The sequence below is a fragment of the Streptomyces sp. NPDC001796 genome (genome assembly GCF_042892355.1).
GTDB lineage: Bacteria > Actinomycetota > Actinomycetes > Streptomycetales > Streptomycetaceae > Streptomyces.
Genome location: NZ_JBIAUC010000017.1, coordinates 1 through 14,549 on the forward strand (window position 1 = coordinate 1; position 14,549 = coordinate 14,549).

Below are 14,549 nucleotides of genomic sequence, written 5' to 3' on the forward strand. Positions count from 1 at the left end.
AAGAACTCGTACCACGACCCGAACAACGCCCGCTCCCGCTCCACCACCAACGGCAACGGATCCGACGAAGTCACCAGTTCACGCAACGGAAACCGAGCCAGCACCGCATCCACCTCAGGCGTCAACGCCGCCGCGAGACGGGCGACCGGTGGGCGGGACTCGTCGCGCAGGGCGCGGGCCGCCGCGCGCAGCAGGTCCCGCCGCGGTCCCTGCGGCACTCCCCCGGCCGCGCGCTCGTGGAGGTCGGCGCCCTCCTCCAGGACCAGGGCGGCGTCGATGCGGGAAGGGACCTTGATCCGGGCGTGCCGGCGCCAGGTGGTGACCGGATCGCTCCATGCCTCGACGGCGTAGGTCCAGTGGCCGACCGACAGCGGGGTCACCTCGGCGCCCCAACGGTCGCTGCCGGGCTCCAACTCGCGCATCGGCGTCCACGGGCCGGGGCGGCCCCCGGGGTCGCACAGGACGACGTTGGCGCCGATCGCGCCCTGTCCCTCACCGAGGACCGTGGCGGTGACCTGGAAGGTCTCCCCTTCGACCGCCTTGGCGGGGCGGCGTCCGCCGTCGACGGCCGGACGGACGTCCAGGACCGGTATGCGTCCGATCGGAGCCCTCACGCCCCCGGCTACAGGGCTCGCCCCGTCCCGGTGCGCGGCCTGCGGTTCCATCGGTCCTCGCCTCCTTCGCCGTCGTCGAGCCCGGTGGGCGCCGGCTCCGCGGTCATGGGTCCAGGGCTGCGTACGGGGGTCTGGCCTACCCGTCCGCCGAGGCTGCCGGGGAGGGGCGTGCGGTCCGCTCACTGTGCGTGCGGAGATACAGCTCGGCGGCGTCGGCGGCCTCGCGTGCGCAGCGCTTCCCCATGAGCACGCACAGGCTGTGACCGGTGCTCTCGAAGGTGCCGCGCACCTCCCGGTTGTCGGGGGAAGCGAGCATCAGGCGCTCCCACTCCCGATACCGCTCGAGATGTCTGGCGACCTCGGCTCTGGCCGGCAGGGGCATGGCACCGGTCACCTCCGCTCTCAGCGCTGAGTGTTTCACCTATGGTGCACGGATCATCACTCAGCGTCCTGTTCAGGATTCAATCACTGGGGCTGGAGGGCTTCCTGTTGCACGAATGGAGTAGTGCTCGCACTCTGGGACTGACTCGAGAGCGACGACCGCTCACGCTTCGTGATCGGGGCACGGCCCACAGGGGCGAGGAGGAGCGAGAGCTTCGCCGGTGAGGAGCCAACGACAATGAAGACCGCAGCGCCCTGCTACTACCACCTCGACGTCGAGGTCAGCCCGGAGCGGATCGGGCAGGTCCGGCGGATCCTGGCCGCCCACCTCCGCTACTGGGATCTGGAGATCCTCGTCGAACCCGTCTGCCAGTGCGCCGAAGCGCTGCTGCGGACGATCGACGCCCACGCCGCGGACAAGAACACCACCATCGAGATGTGGTGGAACGGTCACCACCTGATCACCGCGGTCCAGGACAGTGAGCGCGACATCCGGCCGCACTACGCGCCGAGCGGCTGCCTGGTGCAGATCGCGGCGCTGAGCAACGGCTGGGGCTGCTGCGCCACCGACGCCGGCGGAAAGATCATCTGGTTCTCCCAACGGGCCCGGGCCGGCCATCCCTCTCCGCTCGTGCCGGTGGCCCCCGCGCCGAGTCTGCGCGAGACGCGCCCCCTCCCGCGCGCACTGCCGCTCACGGCGGACGCCACGGCGCGTGAGCGGGAGGCCGCGAGGGCCGGACGACTCGAGCCGGTCGCGACCCCCGCCTGACCGCCGCGGCGAGCCGAACCGTCGTCGGGCGGCACACCCACCGCCCGGCGACTGACGTGGACTCCAGCCGTGGCGGGCACCGCCGCCGGTGCTCCGTGGCGACCTGCGGGGGCCAGGTGAGGAAGGCCGACCTCGAGGCGGCGCGCTCGGGCGGCGGGACCGCCGGCTCACCCCGTCGATCCGCCGGAGGCCCCGTCGCGTGGACAGCACGCCCCCGCGTGATCGACACTCGGCGGATGGCGAAGTACTTCGACGTTCATCCCGACAACCCGCAGCAGCGCACGATCGGCCAGGTCGCCGACAGCATCCGTGACGGTGCGCTCGTGGTGTATCCGACGGACTCCTGCTTCGCGCTGGGGTGCCGGCTGGGCAGCCGGGACGGCATGGAGCGCATCCGTGCGATCCGCCATCTCGACGAGCGCCACCACTTCACGCTGGTGTGCCGGGACTTCGCGCAGCTCGGCCAGTTCGTGTACGTGGACAAGGACGTGTTCCGCGCGATCAAGGCGTCGACGCCCGGCAGCTACACCTTCATCCTGCCCGCGACCCGCGAGGTGCCGCGCAAGCTGCTGCACCCGAAGAAGAAGACGGTCGGGGTCCGCATCCCCGACCACGTGGTGGCTCAGGCGCTGCTGGCCGAGCTCGGCGAGCCACTGCTGTCGAGCACCCTGCTCCTGCCGGGCGAGGAAGAGCCGCTGACACAGGGCTGGGAGATCAAGGAGCGGCTCGATCACGTCGTGGACGCCGTGATCGACTCCGGGGACTGCGGCACCGAACCGACGACGGTCATCGATTTCTCGGGGGGCGAGCCCGAGATCGTACGCAAGGGAGCGGGCGACACCTCACGCTTCGAGTGACGTCGCACTCCCCGAGCCGCACCGGTGAGGTGGCCGTTCGGCCGATCCGGGGGACTACCGCCGGGTGCCGTTAACGCCCCGTTCGTCCAGGGAAACGATGTCCGGGCGGTGCAGGACTGCCACCAGCAGCCGCACAGCCGTCCGCCCCACACATCAGCCAGGTCACAGGGAGGCCGCCATGGCACACGGTGGCGACGTCATCGCCGAGCTCACCACCGACCACCGGGAGGTGGAAAGCCTCTTCCAGCGGATCGAGTCGCTGCCCAGCGGACACAAGGACCGCCGCAAGCTGGCCGACGAGATGACGATCGAACTCGTACGGCATTCCGTCGCGGAGGAGCAGTACCTGTACCCGGCGGTGCGGGAGCACGTCGAGGGCGGCGGCGCGCTCGCCGACAAGGAGCTCGCCGACCACGCGCGGGTGGAGGAGGCCCTCAAACAGCTGGAGGGGTGCTCCGTGGAGGACCCCGAGTTCGACCGGACGTTCATGACCGTGAAGAACGAGGTGACCTCGCACGTCCAGGACGAGGAGAACAACCTCTTCCCAAAGCTGCGGCAGGCCTGCGGCCAGGAGATGCTCGACCAGCTCGGCGACAAGATCCGCACCGCCAAGAAGATGGCCCCCACGCGCCCCCACCCGGCGGCTCCCGACACGCCGCCGCTCAACAAGCTGCTCGCGCCGGGAACGGGTCTGGTCGACCGGGTCCGCGACTTCGTCACCGGCCGCGGCCGCTCCTCCTGAGTACGGAGCCGCCCGCCTGAACACGAGCGCCGCCCGCTTGGACACGGTGGCCGTCGCCCGCGGTCGGCCGGTCGGGGGGCGACGGATGCGGGCGCCTGGAGATGGCCGCGATCCCGTCCCGCACGGTCACCGGGGCACCGAGTCACCCGGCGCCCTCGCGCCACAGCCGTGTCAGCCGGCGACCGGGTCCCCGAGATGGCCGCCCTCGTCCACGGGCTCGCCGTGCAGTCGCTTCACGAGGGAGTCCCGGTGCAGTCCGGCGAGCGGCGCCAGCAGGTCGGGGTGGCGCAGCAGGGGCGCCGCCCGGCGGTCCTGCTCACCGGGGTCGGTGAGCCTGCGGAAGTCGAACACCAGCCCCCGGACGTGCTCGCTGCCGTCGAGCGCCGCGACGGCGTCGTGGGCGAGGGACGGCACGGTCAGCAGGCAGGCCGCCCAGCTGGCGACCACCTCGTCCACCCAGGTCCGCCAGCCGGCGTCGGCCTCGTCGACGGCCGCCGCCTCAGCTCCGGTCAGCCAGTCCAGGCGGTCGGAGCCACCGGGCCCGACGAACACGACGAGGGCCGCGTCGGCCTCGGTGGGGTAGCGCAGCCAGGCGGCGACCATGACGGCCTGGGACGCCTGGGCCTCGGCGAGGGCGGCGTCCATGGCTCCTCCGGTCCCGGGGTAGGAGCGCAGCAGCCACTGGGTGGTGGCGGCTATGACGGGGGACAGATCGGCTGACATCGGCGTCACGCTACCGGCCGGCCGGAAACGGAGAAATGGCGCCAATCACACGGGGAGCCCACCAAACGGTGTGATCCGTCACAGGTATGGTCCGCGACCGCGACACGCCGGTGTGGACCGGGCCTGGAGACAGGCGCAGGCTGGAAGAAGCCGAAGAAGAGGGACGAACACCTCGTGGTACGGGGAAGTGATCCCGATGGAACCCAAGCAGTGGACCGTGGACATCTACATCACCGAGGACGGCGACGACACCCATGCCCGCGCCGTCCTGAGGACGCCTGACGCGTCGACCGTCGCCGGCAGAGGCGCGGCCCGGCGCAACCCCGTCGACCGGCCGATCCCCGAGATCGGCGACGAGCTCGCCGCCAGCCGGGCGCTGGAGGACCTCGCCATCCGGCTGCACGACGTCGCCTCCGAGGACATCGTCCAGATGGCGGGCCCAGCCGAACCGTGACGGGCGTACCGCGCGCCTGGCGGGCCATGGGGCCGATCGGCCCTGGTGGTCGCGGCGGGTGCGTGGTGTGCTGATGGTGACGGGAAGGACCTGCGAAAGACGCGGGGAAGCGGCCTGCGGCCGCGCACCGCGCAATCAGGATCCGAGAGAACCGGATGGGTCCTTCCCGCCCGTCATGCGTCCTGGGGAGTCCCGGCGCCGAGTGCGGCCTGCGCAGCCTTCCCGGCGGCAGGAACGAAAGGACGGTGAAGCCATGGCCTCTGTCACCACCGTGGGCGCGGCCCTTCCCGCCGAGCACCGCGAGCGGCTGATGCGGATCGCCCGCGAGGTCTCCTTCGACGAGGGGACCCGGCTCTTCGAGGAAGGCCGGCGGGCCGACCGGTTCTGGATCGTACGGACCGGGACCGTGGCCCTGGACGTGCATGTGCCCGGCCGTCGGCCCGCCGTCATCGAGTCGCTGGGTCACGGCGAGCTGGTCGGCTGGTCCTGGCACTTCGAACCGCACGTCTGGCAGTTGGGCGCCGAGGCCATGACCCCGGTGCGGGCCTTCGAGTTCGACGCGGTGACCGTGCGGGCGATGTGCGCCGAGGACCCCGAGTTCGGCCGTGCCGTCGCCATCTGGGTGGGCCAGGTCCTCGCCCACCGGCTGAACGCGGCCCGCATCCGGCTGCTCGACCTGTACGGCCCTTACGGCAGCGGCAGTCCCTGAGAGCCGGCGCCCGACCGCCGGGACCGCGTCCGACCCCGAGGAGGAACCGTGACCGTCGGCCCGCACGTCGTCAGCGACGTGATGACGCACGCCGTCGTCGCCGTCGGCCGTGACGCCCCGTTCAAGGACATCGTCAAACTCATGGAGCAGTGGAAGGTCAGCGCGCTGCCCGTGCTGGAGGGCGAGGGCCGGGTGGTCGGCGTGGTCTCCGAGGCCGACCTGCTGCCCAAGGAGGAGTTCCGCGACAGCGATCCGGACCCGTACACGCAGGTGCGGCGCGTGTCCGACCTGTCCAAGGCCGGGGCGGTGACCGCGGGCGAGCTGATGACCGCTCCGGCGGTCACCGTGCACGCCGACTCGACCCTCGCCCAGGCCGCTCGCATCATGGCGCTGCGCAAGGTGAAGCGGCTCCCCGTGGTGAACGACGAGGGGCTGCTCGAGGGCGTCGTCAGCCGCGCCGATCTGCTCAAGGTGTTCCTGCGGGAGGACAACGACATCGCCGACGAGATACGCCGCGACATCGTCGACGTCCTCTTCCCCGCACCCGTGGAGCCGATCCACGTCATCGTCGCCGAGGGTGTCGTCACCCTCACGGGGAAGGTGAGCGACACGACCATGATCCCCATGGCCGTCCGGCTGGCGCGGGCCGTGGAGGGCGTGGTCGACGTGGACTGCCACCTCTGCTGGGACGAGACGGGCTGACCGCCGACCGCGCGCCTCAGGGGGGAGCTAGTGCCGCCTCAGCAGGTCCCTATTGCCACTGCGGCCCGACACACTCCCACTCCCGGGCCCATTCCTCCATGCGCTGCCGCTCCAGGCGCCCGCGCACCAGCCACCCGCAGGCCAGCACCCCGCCCGCGACACCGCATCCGACGATCGTGCCGACGAGCGATGCCTGCAGCCGTGTCTCGGCGCCGGTGGCCGGTTTGGACACCAGGTTCCCGGCGTCGTCCGTCCACACGGTGACCGGGTCTCCCGCCTTCAGCCCGAGTTCGACCTTCGACAGACCCGTGTGCGGGCCGCCGGGTGCGCTCCAGCGGACGTTCGCCCACACGCCGCCGTCGCCGTAGGCGTGCACATCCTCCGTGGTTCCCGCAGCGTCCTGGGTCAGCACCGCCCGCACGGGGTGGGAGTGGGCGGCTCGCACTGCCAGGCCGTGTTCCACTGCCCCGGCCGCCGCCCGCCCCGCGAGCACCCCGGCCAGCAGGACCAGCAACCAGGTGACGAGGACGATCCAGGCCTCGAAGCGGTCGCTGCGCCGCAGCAGCGGATTGCGCCGCCACCGCCACAGCCACACCCTGGTCCCCGCCGTACGACAGGTCGTCGCCATCGATCGTCACCTTCTCGGGGCGCGTCATCCGACGCTGCCGGCTCTCCGGGGCCACCGCGACACCTCGTCGTGCGGGAAGTCGGCCTCGAGGTCGGGAACGCGGGGCGGCCCCATGAGCGCGCAGTCCACGTCCACAACACCGTCGACGCCCCGCACCAGCCGTGCGGTGACGGGCACGAGACCCGTGTCGCGGACGCGGCCGGTGAGCCGCACGACGCCGTCCCGCACCTCCACGCGGACCGGCTCCGACGAGGCGGGGAACAGACGGGCGACGATCTCGCGGCGGATCTCCTCGGCGATGTCCTCGTCGTCGCGCAGGTACACCTTGAGCAGGTCGGAGCGGCTGACGATGCCGAGCAACCCGCCCTCGTCGTCGACCACCGGAAGACTTTTCACCCTGGCCTGGGCCATGGTCCGGGCGGCCTGGGCGAGGGTCGCCTCCGCGTGGACGGTGACGGCGGGCGCGGTCATGAGCTCCTCGGCGGTCACCGCGCCGGCCTTGGCGAGGTCGGCCGCCCGCTCCGGCGACGCGTACCGGCCGGGTTCGCCGTCGTGGAGCTCCTGCTTGCGCAGCAGGTCGGCCTCGGACACGACGCCGACGACCCGGTTGCCCTCCCGCAGGACGGGCAGGGCGCTGACCTTCCACTGCCCCATGGCCTTGGCGATGTCCTTGAACGTCGCCGCGTGGCGGACGGCGACGACCTTGCGGGTCATGACGTCTCCGACGAGGTGGGGGGTGCCGTGCATGGTGTCCTCCGATGGGTGCGACAGGCGTCCGGGCGAGGGCCGCCGGCCGCTCACACGGTGATGCGCCGTCCGGTGATTCTGTGGGGATCGATACGGATCCACAGGTCCCGTTGCCCGCCCGCCCAGGGTGTGCTGTACGCCTGCTCCTCCAGTCGCCGGACGGAGTCGGGGTCCGTCACGGTGCGGGCGTGGCCGCACACGAGCACGCTCCAGCCCTGGCTGAACGATCCGTCGATGCGGTCGACCTCGAAGGCCACCTGGGAGTCGGCGGCCTGTGAGGGCACGGCCTCCGGGCTGGTCCTGAAGACGATCGAGTCGCCGACGACGCCGTAGTTGACAGGGACGATCACCGGCCCCGACTCCGTGGGCACCGCGAGCCGCCCCACGCCGTGCGTGCGCAGCAGGTCCCGGCACTCCCGGATGCTGAGTTCGGTGAACTTCGGGTGTCCTCCGGCCTGCCCGAGGCCGGGCGGCAGGTCGACGTCCCCGCCGGTGAGTTCGAGCACGGTGGTCTCGAGTGCGCCGGCCAGCCTCAGCAGGGTGCTGACGCCGGGCGCGGCGGTGGGTTGCTCCTCCAGGTACTGCAGATAGCTCGAGGCCATGCCGGCCCGGCACGCCGCCTCCTTGCGGGACAGTCCGAGCTCCTCGCGCCGCAGGGCGATCCGGCGTCCGAGATTCCCGGGCGGGTGGTGACCCTGGTGACCCTCCACCGCGTCCGGCGATGCGTGTGTGGCCATGGCGCGTCACTTCCTTCCGTCAGGTCGCCCGGACGGCGACGACTTCGTGCTGCTCCCCGCCCAGTACGACCTTGAGCGCGCCGGTGTCGGCGCCCCGGCCGAAGACGTCGTACGCCTCCTCCATCTGCTCCAGCGGGAAGGTGTGCGTCACCAGCGACGAGGTGGGCAGCCGACCGGCGGCCGCCATCCGCAGCAGCGTGGGCGTGGAGTAGGTGTCGACCAGGCCGGTGGTGATGGTGACGTTCCTGCTCCACAGGTCCTCCAGGTGCAGGGTCACGGGCCGCCCGTGCACACCGACGTTGGCGATGTGCCCGCCGGGCCGCACCACGCGCGTGCACAGCTCGAAGCTCTCCGGCACGCCGACCGCCTCGATGACCACGTCCGCGCCCAGTCCGTCGGTGAGGTCGGCGATCAGCTCCTGGGCGTCGACGGGTTCGGCCAGTGCGTCGGCGCCGAGCCCCTTGGCGGCGTCCAGCCGCATCGCGGCCGGGTCCACGGCGACGATCCGCTCGGGGGCGAACAGCCGGGCGGTGGCGATCGCCGCGAGCCCGATGGGGCCGGTTCCGACGACGACCACGCTGTCCCCGGGGCGGACATGTCCGTTGAGCACGCCCACCTCGTAGGCGGTGGGGAAGATGTCCGCGAGCAGCACGGCGTCCTTGCTGTCGACCGCGCCGGGCATGGCGTGCACGGACAGGTCGGCGTGGGGCACCCGGACGTACTCGGCCTGGGTTCCGTCGATGACATGCCCGAGGGTCCAGCCTCCGCCGCCGCGGCACTGGCCGTACGTCCGCTCCCAGCAGTAGCCGCACCGGCCGCAGGCGGTGATGCAGGAGACCAGGACGCGCTCCCCCGGCTGCACGGCGTGCAGGTCCCGTCCGGCCTCCACGATCTCGCCGACCGCCTCGTGCCCCAGCACCGTGCCGGGGCGCACCTCGGGCACGTCGCCCTTGAGGATGTGCAGATCCGTCCCGCAGATGGTGGTGGTCTCGACGCGCACGATCGCGTCGGTGGATTCCTTGATGTCCGGGTCCGGGACCTCCTCCCAGGCGGACTTTCCGGGGCCGTGGAAGACGAAGCCCTTCATGACGATCCTTCCTTCATCCCCCCGGGCCGGGGCCCGGGGACCGTCCGGAAGCCGGTACGGCGGTACGTCCGGCGTTGAGCCGGACCTCCCCATCACATCCAGCTTGTCCCACCTTGCGCGGATCCGCTTGGGCCGGACGGCCCCCGATCACCGGCCGGGCCCGAGCGGACCGCGCTGACGGAAGCGAACGGGCCTTTCGAGTACCCCTCTGCGGCACCTCCCTCTGCGGGCCACCCCGAAGCCGGGCGAGATCCTGGTCTTCGGGAGGTCACCGGCCCTGGACAGGCAGGGTCAGGCCGCCCACGTCCAGTCCGATACCTCCGGCATGTCCGTACCGTGTTCGCGGATCCACGCATCGTGGCGGGTGCGGGCGTCCGCCATCTGCTGGCGCACGGCGGCGGCACGCACCGCGAGGCCGGGGACGCGGTCGATGACGTCCATGACCAGGCGGTAGCGGTCGAGGTCGTTGCGGACCACCATGTCGAACGGCGTGGTCGTGGTCCCCGCCTCCTTGTAGCCGCGCACGTGCAGGTTCCGGTGGCCCGTGCGGCGGTAGGCCAGGCGGTGGATCAGCCACGGGTAGCCGTGATAGGCGAAGATCACCGGCTTGTCGGCGGTGAACAGGCCGTCGTACTCGAAGTCCGTCATGCCGTGCGGATGTTCCTCGCGCGGCATCAGGCGGGCCATGTCGACCACGTTGACCACCCGGACCGCGAGTTCGGGCAGGTGCCGCCGCAGGAGCTGCGCGGCGGCCAGCACCTCCTGCGTCGGCACGTCTCCGGCGCAGGCGAGGACCACGTCGGGCTCACCGCCGTTCTCGGTACCAGCCCAGTCCCAGATCCCCGCGCCGCGCGCACAGTGGGCGCGGGCCTGGTCCAGGGACAGCCAGTCGAAGCACGGCTGCTTGCCCGCCACGATCACGTTGACGTAGTCGCGGCTGCGCAGGGCGTGGTCCGCAACGGACAGCAGTGTGTTGGCGTCGGGCGGCAGATAGACCCGGACCACCTCCGGGCTCTTGTTGAGGACGTGGTCGACGAAGCCGGGGTCCTGGTGGGAGAAGCCGTTGTGGTCCTGACGCCACACGTGCGAGGTGAGCAGGTAGTTGAGGGAGGCGATGGGCGCGCGCCAGGGCAGCCGCCGGGAGGTCTTCAGCCACTTGATGTGCTGGTTGACCATCGAGTCGACGATGTGCACGAACGCCTCGTAACAGGAGAAGAGTCCGTGGCGGCCGGTGAGGAGGTAGCCCTCCAGCCAGCCCTGGCAGAGGTGTTCGGAGAGGATCTCCATCACACGGCCGTGCCGGTCGAGGTGTTCGTCGACCTGGAGCACCTGGGCCTGCCAGGCCTTGCCGCTGGCGTCGAGGACGGCCTGGAGCCGGTTGGAGGCTGTCTCGTCCGGGCCGACCAGGCGGAAGTCCCGCCGCTGCGCGGTGTCGTTCATGATCTGTCGCAGCAAGTCGCCGAGGACGCGGGTGGGTTCGTGCAGGGCCGCGCCCGGCTTCTCGACGGGTACCGCGAAGTCGTCCAGGGACGGGATGGGCAGGCCCCGCACGAGCAGCCCGCCGTTGGCGTGCGGGGTGGCGCCGAGCCTGCGGGCACCGGAGGGGACGCAGGCCAGCACGTCGGCGCGCGGGCGGCCGTCGGCGTCGAAGAGCTCCTCGGGCCGGTACGACTTCAGCCAGGCCTCCAACTGGCGCAGATGCTCGGGGTTCTCGCGGACGCCCGCCAGCGGCACCTGGTGGGCGCGCCAGGTCCCGGCGACCGGCTCGCCGTCCACCTCGGCGGGCCCGGTCCAGCCCTTGGGGGTGCGCAGCACGATCACCGGCCAGTGCGGACGCTCGGCCGCCTCGTCCTCGCGTGCCGCGCGCTGCAGTTCGGCGATGCGGTCCAGGGCGGCGTCGAAGGCCTCCGCCATGGCGCGGTGCACCTGCAGGGGGTCGTCGCTGCTGACGTGGATCGGTTCGTGGCCGTATCCCCGCAGCAGTTCGTCGAGTTCGGGCTCGGGGAGCCGGGCCAGGACGGTCGGGTTCGCGATCTTGTAGCCGTTGAGGTGGAGGATCGGCAGGACCGCGCCGTCGTGGACGGGGTCGAGGAATTTGTTGGAGTGCCACGAGGCGGCGAGCGGTCCGGTCTCCGCCTCGCCGTCACCGATGACGCAGGCGACCACCAGGTCCGGGTTGTCGAAGGCGGCTCCATAGGCGTGGGCGAGGGAGTAGCCGAGTTCGCCGCCCTCGTGGACGGAGCCCGGCACGTCCGGTGCGACATGGCTGGGTACGCCGCCCGGGAAGGAGAACTGCTTGAACAGCTTCGCCATCCCTTCCGCGTCCCGTGTCACGTCCGGGTAGGTGTCGCTGTAGCTGCCGTCCAGCCAGGAGCCCGCGAACACGGACGGTCCGCCGTGCCCGGGTCCCCAGATGCACAGGGCGTTCAGGTCGCGCGCCTTGATGACGCGGTTGAGGTGGGTGTACACGAGGTTGAGCCCGGGAGAGGTGCCCCAGTGGCCCAGGAGGCGGGGTTTGATGTGCTCGGGCCTGAGGGGCTCGGTCAGCAGCGGGTTGGACATCAGGTAGATCTGACCGGCGGCCAGGTAGTTGGCGGCCCGCCAGTGGGCGTCGAGGGTGTGCAGTTCCTCGTCGGTCAGTACGGTGCCGGGGTGCTCGGCGTCGGGCATCGGTGACTCCACACGTCGTCGGGGCGTTCATCGGGCGCGGCGGGCTGGGGTACCCGCTGTGCGGGGGTGCGAACGCCGCCGGTCCGTCCGCCGGAGGACGACGGCGACCTGGCGGCACGGTGCAGCGGGGCCGGACCGCCGTCCCGAGCCCGGTGTCAGGCATGTGGGACGACGGCGACCGGGCAGGCCACATGGTGGAGCACGGCGTGCGCGACGGAGCCGATGTGCGGGCCGAACACGCCGTCCCGCGTCCGGCGCCCCACGACGACGAGACAGGCGCGGGTGGAGGCACGCACCAGCTGCGGGGCGGGGCGGCCCGTGGAGACGGTCTCGGACACCGGGACCCCGGGAAACTTCTCGCGCCAGGGCCGCAGCGCGGCGTTCACGAGGTGTTCCTGTTCGGCCAGCACCTCCGGTCCGCCGGCCGCGTGCGCATGGACGTCACCGACGGCGTGGACCACGTGCAGCGCGGTGCCGCGGCGGCGGGCCGAGTCGAAGGCGAACTCGATCGGCTCGTCGAGCGGGTGCCGCGGGTCGAGCCCGAGCACGACGTCGCGGTAGGGGGTCTCGGGAATCTCCTCGGGCGAGACGCCGTCCAGGGCAGGCAGGTGCTCGTCGGCGGAGGCCTCACCGGCGCGTACGAGCACCACGGGGCGCGATGCCCTGGCGATGACACGCTGGGACACCCAGCCGACCACGAACCCGGCGACGCGGCCCAGACCACGGGATCCGAGCACCAGCATCTCCGAGTCCCCGGCCGCCGCGAGCAACGCGGCCACCGGGGACTCGGCCGACAGAAGAGCCTCCACCTCCAGCCCCGGATGCGCGGCGCGAACGCTGCGCACGGCCCGCTCCAGGGTCTGCTCCCCCACCGAGCGCCGGTCGTCCCCGCACCCGCCGGACGGCGCCGGGAGCGGCTGCCGCCTCCAGGCGTGGACGACGTGGAGCGGCGCACCCCGGCGCAGCGCCTCCCGGGCGGCCCAGTGGGCGGCCGCGAGGCTCTCGTCGGAGCCGTCGACTCCGGCGGTGACGGGCCCGGCCATGGTGCGCACCTCCTGTCAAGGGATCTGCTGTTCCTGCGTCGAGCCTGGCGCGGGAACGGCGTCGCGCGCAGGGGCCGCAGGGACCCATCAGGGGGGTCCAACGGCCCAACGTGCCCACACCCCGCCCGTCACCGTCCAAGGCCCCGGCCGGGGCCTTGGACGCAGGTGGCCGGGGTCGCCGGCGCGGTGCCGTACGTCCCGGCCCGGGGGCCGGGTGGCCCATGGCCCGGGGACGGGAGGCGGGGTCACGCTGGGAGCGTCGGGTCCCCACACCGCCCCTGGAGGCCGTGATGAACGCTCCTCCCACGACCAGCATGCTGCGTGCGCTGCCCCTCGCGCATCGCGAGCGGCTGATGCGCACCGCCCGTGAGGTGTCCTTCCCGCAAGGAACGCGCCTGTGCGAGGAGGGCGGACGCGCCGACCGGTTCTGGCTCATCCGCTCCGGCACCGTCGACCTCGACCTGCACGTGCCCGGTCGCCGCGCCGCCGTCATCGAGACCCTGGGGCACGACGAACTGCTCGGCTGGTCCTGGCTGTTCGGCCCACATGCCTGGCACCTGGGCGCCGAGACGACGACACCGGTGCGGGCGTACGAGTTCGACGCCGCAGCGGTCCGCTCGATGTGCCAGGACGATCCGGTGCTCGGCTTCGCGGTCGCCCAGTGGATGGGCGGCATCCTGTCCCACCGCCTCGGCTCGGAACGCACCCGGCTGCTGGACCTGTACGCCCCCTACGGCAGCGGCAGCTTCGGCTGACGAGGGCCCGGCAGGGTCGTGGTGACCGGGACGGTCCCCTCCGGTGGACGGCTCGCCGGCGGGGCCGCCGATCCGCGGCGCCAGGGCCGGAAAGGGCGCACGTCGGTGAGTGGGGCCGGTCGGCCCTAGTGCCTGCGGACGGGGCGCGTGATGATCGTCGGCAGTGGGCGGCCCGTGGTCCGTCCTTCGGCAGAGGTTCGACAGGGGAACGAGGAGTCGTCATGGCCGAGGCGCGTACCTTCAGCGAGCAGGACCCGATCCGGGTGTTCCTGCTGGACGACCACGAGGTCGTACGGCGCGGCCTGGCCGACCTGCTGGACGCCGAACCCGACATCTCGGTGGTCGGGGACGCCGACACCGTCGAACACGCGCTCGCCCGCGGTCCGGCGGTGCGGCCGCATGTGGCCGTCCTCGATGTGCGCCTGCCGGACGGCGACGGCATCACCGTCTGCCGTGAGCTGCGCAGCCACATGCCTGAGCTGGCCTGTCTGATGCTGACCTCGTTCGACGACGAGGACGCGCTGCTCGACGCGATCATGGCTGGGGCCTCGGGCTATGTCCTGAAGCAGATCAGGGGCTCCGACCTGGTGTCCGCGGTCCGCACCGTCGCCTCCGGCCAGTCGATGCTCGACCCGGCGACGACCGCACGGCTGATGCACTCGTTGCGCGCCGACCCCGCCGAGCAGCCGGCCCTGTCACCCGAACTGGCGAGCCTGTCCCCGCGCGAGCGTGACATCCTCGCGCTGATCGGCGACGGGCTGACCAACCGGGAGATCGGCAAGAGGCTCTATCTGTCGGAGAAGACGGTGAAGAACCACATCTCGCGACTGCTGGCCAAGCTGGGTGTGCAGCGCCGCGTCCAGGCGGCCGTCCTCGCCACCCATCTGCAACCGTCCGAGTCGGCGGAGCGCACCGCCCGCTGAGCAGTGCC

Annotated in this window: 17 protein-coding genes; 8 read left to right on the top strand and 9 right to left on the bottom strand. The window is 72.1% G+C overall.

The genetic code is table 11. The annotated features are described in order from the left end of the window. Both ACFYZE_RS27460 and ACFYZE_RS27465 read right to left on the bottom strand, forming a co-directional pair. The coding region (locus ACFYZE_RS27460) for a maltotransferase domain-containing protein (protein WP_388999408.1) at positions 1–665 on the bottom strand (665 nt) is incomplete at its 3' end. Positions 666–750: 85 nt separating this feature from the next. Further along, positions 751–996 (bottom strand): DUF5133 domain-containing protein, encoded by a 246-nt coding sequence (locus ACFYZE_RS27465; protein ID WP_388999411.1) that lies wholly within the window; start codon positions 994–996, stop codon positions 751–753. A gap of 237 nt (positions 997–1,233) precedes the next feature. On the opposite strand from ACFYZE_RS27465, the gene ACFYZE_RS27470 reads away from it, so the two are divergent. The 3 genes from ACFYZE_RS27470 to ACFYZE_RS27480 all read left to right on the top strand — a co-directional run bounded on the left by ACFYZE_RS27470 (position 1,234) and on the right by ACFYZE_RS27480 (position 3,363). Next, positions 1,234–1,764: a pep a2 gene (locus ACFYZE_RS27470; protein ID WP_388999414.1), complete on the top strand. Its 531-nt coding sequence runs from the start codon at positions 1,234–1,236 to the stop codon at positions 1,762–1,764. 236 nt (positions 1,765–2,000) lie between these two features. Beyond that, positions 2,001–2,621: an L-threonylcarbamoyladenylate synthase gene (locus ACFYZE_RS27475; protein ID WP_388999417.1), complete on the top strand. Its 621-nt coding sequence runs from the start codon at positions 2,001–2,003 to the stop codon at positions 2,619–2,621. 178 nt (positions 2,622–2,799) lie between these two features. Next, positions 2,800–3,363: a hemerythrin domain-containing protein gene (locus ACFYZE_RS27480; RefSeq protein WP_388999420.1), complete on the top strand. Its 564-nt coding sequence runs from the start codon at positions 2,800–2,802 to the stop codon at positions 3,361–3,363. 171 nt (positions 3,364–3,534) lie between these two features. Here the strand turns inward: ACFYZE_RS27480 and ACFYZE_RS27485 are convergent, their stop codons facing one another. Further along, complete coding sequence (locus tag ACFYZE_RS27485; protein WP_388999423.1) at positions 3,535–4,086, bottom strand: hypothetical protein; 552 nt, start codon at positions 4,084–4,086, stop codon at positions 3,535–3,537. A 196-nt stretch (positions 4,087–4,282) separates the two neighbouring features. Between ACFYZE_RS27485 and ACFYZE_RS27490 the strand changes: the two genes are divergently transcribed. The 3 genes from ACFYZE_RS27490 (at position 4,283) to ACFYZE_RS27500 (ending at position 5,951) form a co-directional block, all read left to right on the top strand. Continuing rightward, entirely contained in the window at positions 4,283–4,540 is a 258-nt protein-coding gene (locus ACFYZE_RS27490) for a DUF1876 domain-containing protein (RefSeq protein WP_388999426.1), read from the top strand. 253 nt (positions 4,541–4,793) lie between these two features. Beyond that, positions 4,794–5,249: a Crp/Fnr family transcriptional regulator gene (locus ACFYZE_RS27495; protein ID WP_388999429.1), complete on the top strand. Its 456-nt coding sequence runs from the start codon at positions 4,794–4,796 to the stop codon at positions 5,247–5,249. 81 nt (positions 5,250–5,330) lie between these two features. Beyond that, complete coding sequence (locus tag ACFYZE_RS27500) at positions 5,331–5,951, top strand: CBS domain-containing protein (protein WP_388999764.1); 621 nt, start codon at positions 5,331–5,333, stop codon at positions 5,949–5,951. 49 nt (positions 5,952–6,000) lie between these two features. Here the strand turns inward: ACFYZE_RS27500 and ACFYZE_RS27505 are convergent, their stop codons facing one another. From ACFYZE_RS27505 to ACFYZE_RS27530, 6 genes are all read right to left on the bottom strand, one after another. Beyond that, positions 6,001–6,579, bottom strand: a complete 579-nt coding sequence (locus tag ACFYZE_RS27505; RefSeq protein WP_388999432.1) for a hypothetical protein — start codon at positions 6,577–6,579, stop codon at positions 6,001–6,003. Between the two features lie 24 nt (positions 6,580–6,603). Next, positions 6,604–7,326, bottom strand: a complete 723-nt coding sequence (locus tag ACFYZE_RS27510) for a CBS domain-containing protein (RefSeq protein ID WP_388999435.1) — start codon at positions 7,324–7,326, stop codon at positions 6,604–6,606. 50 nt (positions 7,327–7,376) lie between these two features. Continuing rightward, on the bottom strand, positions 7,377–8,063 hold the full coding sequence (locus tag ACFYZE_RS27515) for a helix-turn-helix domain-containing protein (RefSeq protein WP_388999438.1): 687 nt from the start codon (positions 8,061–8,063) through the stop codon (positions 7,377–7,379). A 19-nt stretch (positions 8,064–8,082) separates the two neighbouring features. Further along, positions 8,083–9,150 (bottom strand): zinc-dependent alcohol dehydrogenase family protein, encoded by a 1,068-nt coding sequence (locus ACFYZE_RS27520; protein ID WP_388999440.1) that lies wholly within the window; start codon positions 9,148–9,150, stop codon positions 8,083–8,085. Between the two features lie 291 nt (positions 9,151–9,441). Next, entirely contained in the window at positions 9,442–11,820 is a 2,379-nt protein-coding gene (locus tag ACFYZE_RS27525; RefSeq protein WP_388999443.1) for a phosphoketolase, read from the bottom strand. A 155-nt stretch (positions 11,821–11,975) separates the two neighbouring features. Continuing rightward, on the bottom strand, positions 11,976–12,863 hold the full coding sequence (locus tag ACFYZE_RS27530; RefSeq protein ID WP_388999446.1) for a universal stress protein: 888 nt from the start codon (positions 12,861–12,863) through the stop codon (positions 11,976–11,978). Between the two features lie 290 nt (positions 12,864–13,153). On the opposite strand from ACFYZE_RS27530, the gene ACFYZE_RS27535 reads away from it, so the two are divergent. Beyond that, complete coding sequence (locus ACFYZE_RS27535; protein ID WP_388999449.1) at positions 13,154–13,618, top strand: cyclic nucleotide-binding domain-containing protein; 465 nt, start codon at positions 13,154–13,156, stop codon at positions 13,616–13,618. Between the two features lie 221 nt (positions 13,619–13,839). Then, on the top strand, positions 13,840–14,541 hold the full coding sequence (locus ACFYZE_RS27540; protein WP_388999452.1) for a response regulator: 702 nt from the start codon (positions 13,840–13,842) through the stop codon (positions 14,539–14,541). Positions 14,542–14,549 lie beyond the last annotated feature (8 nt).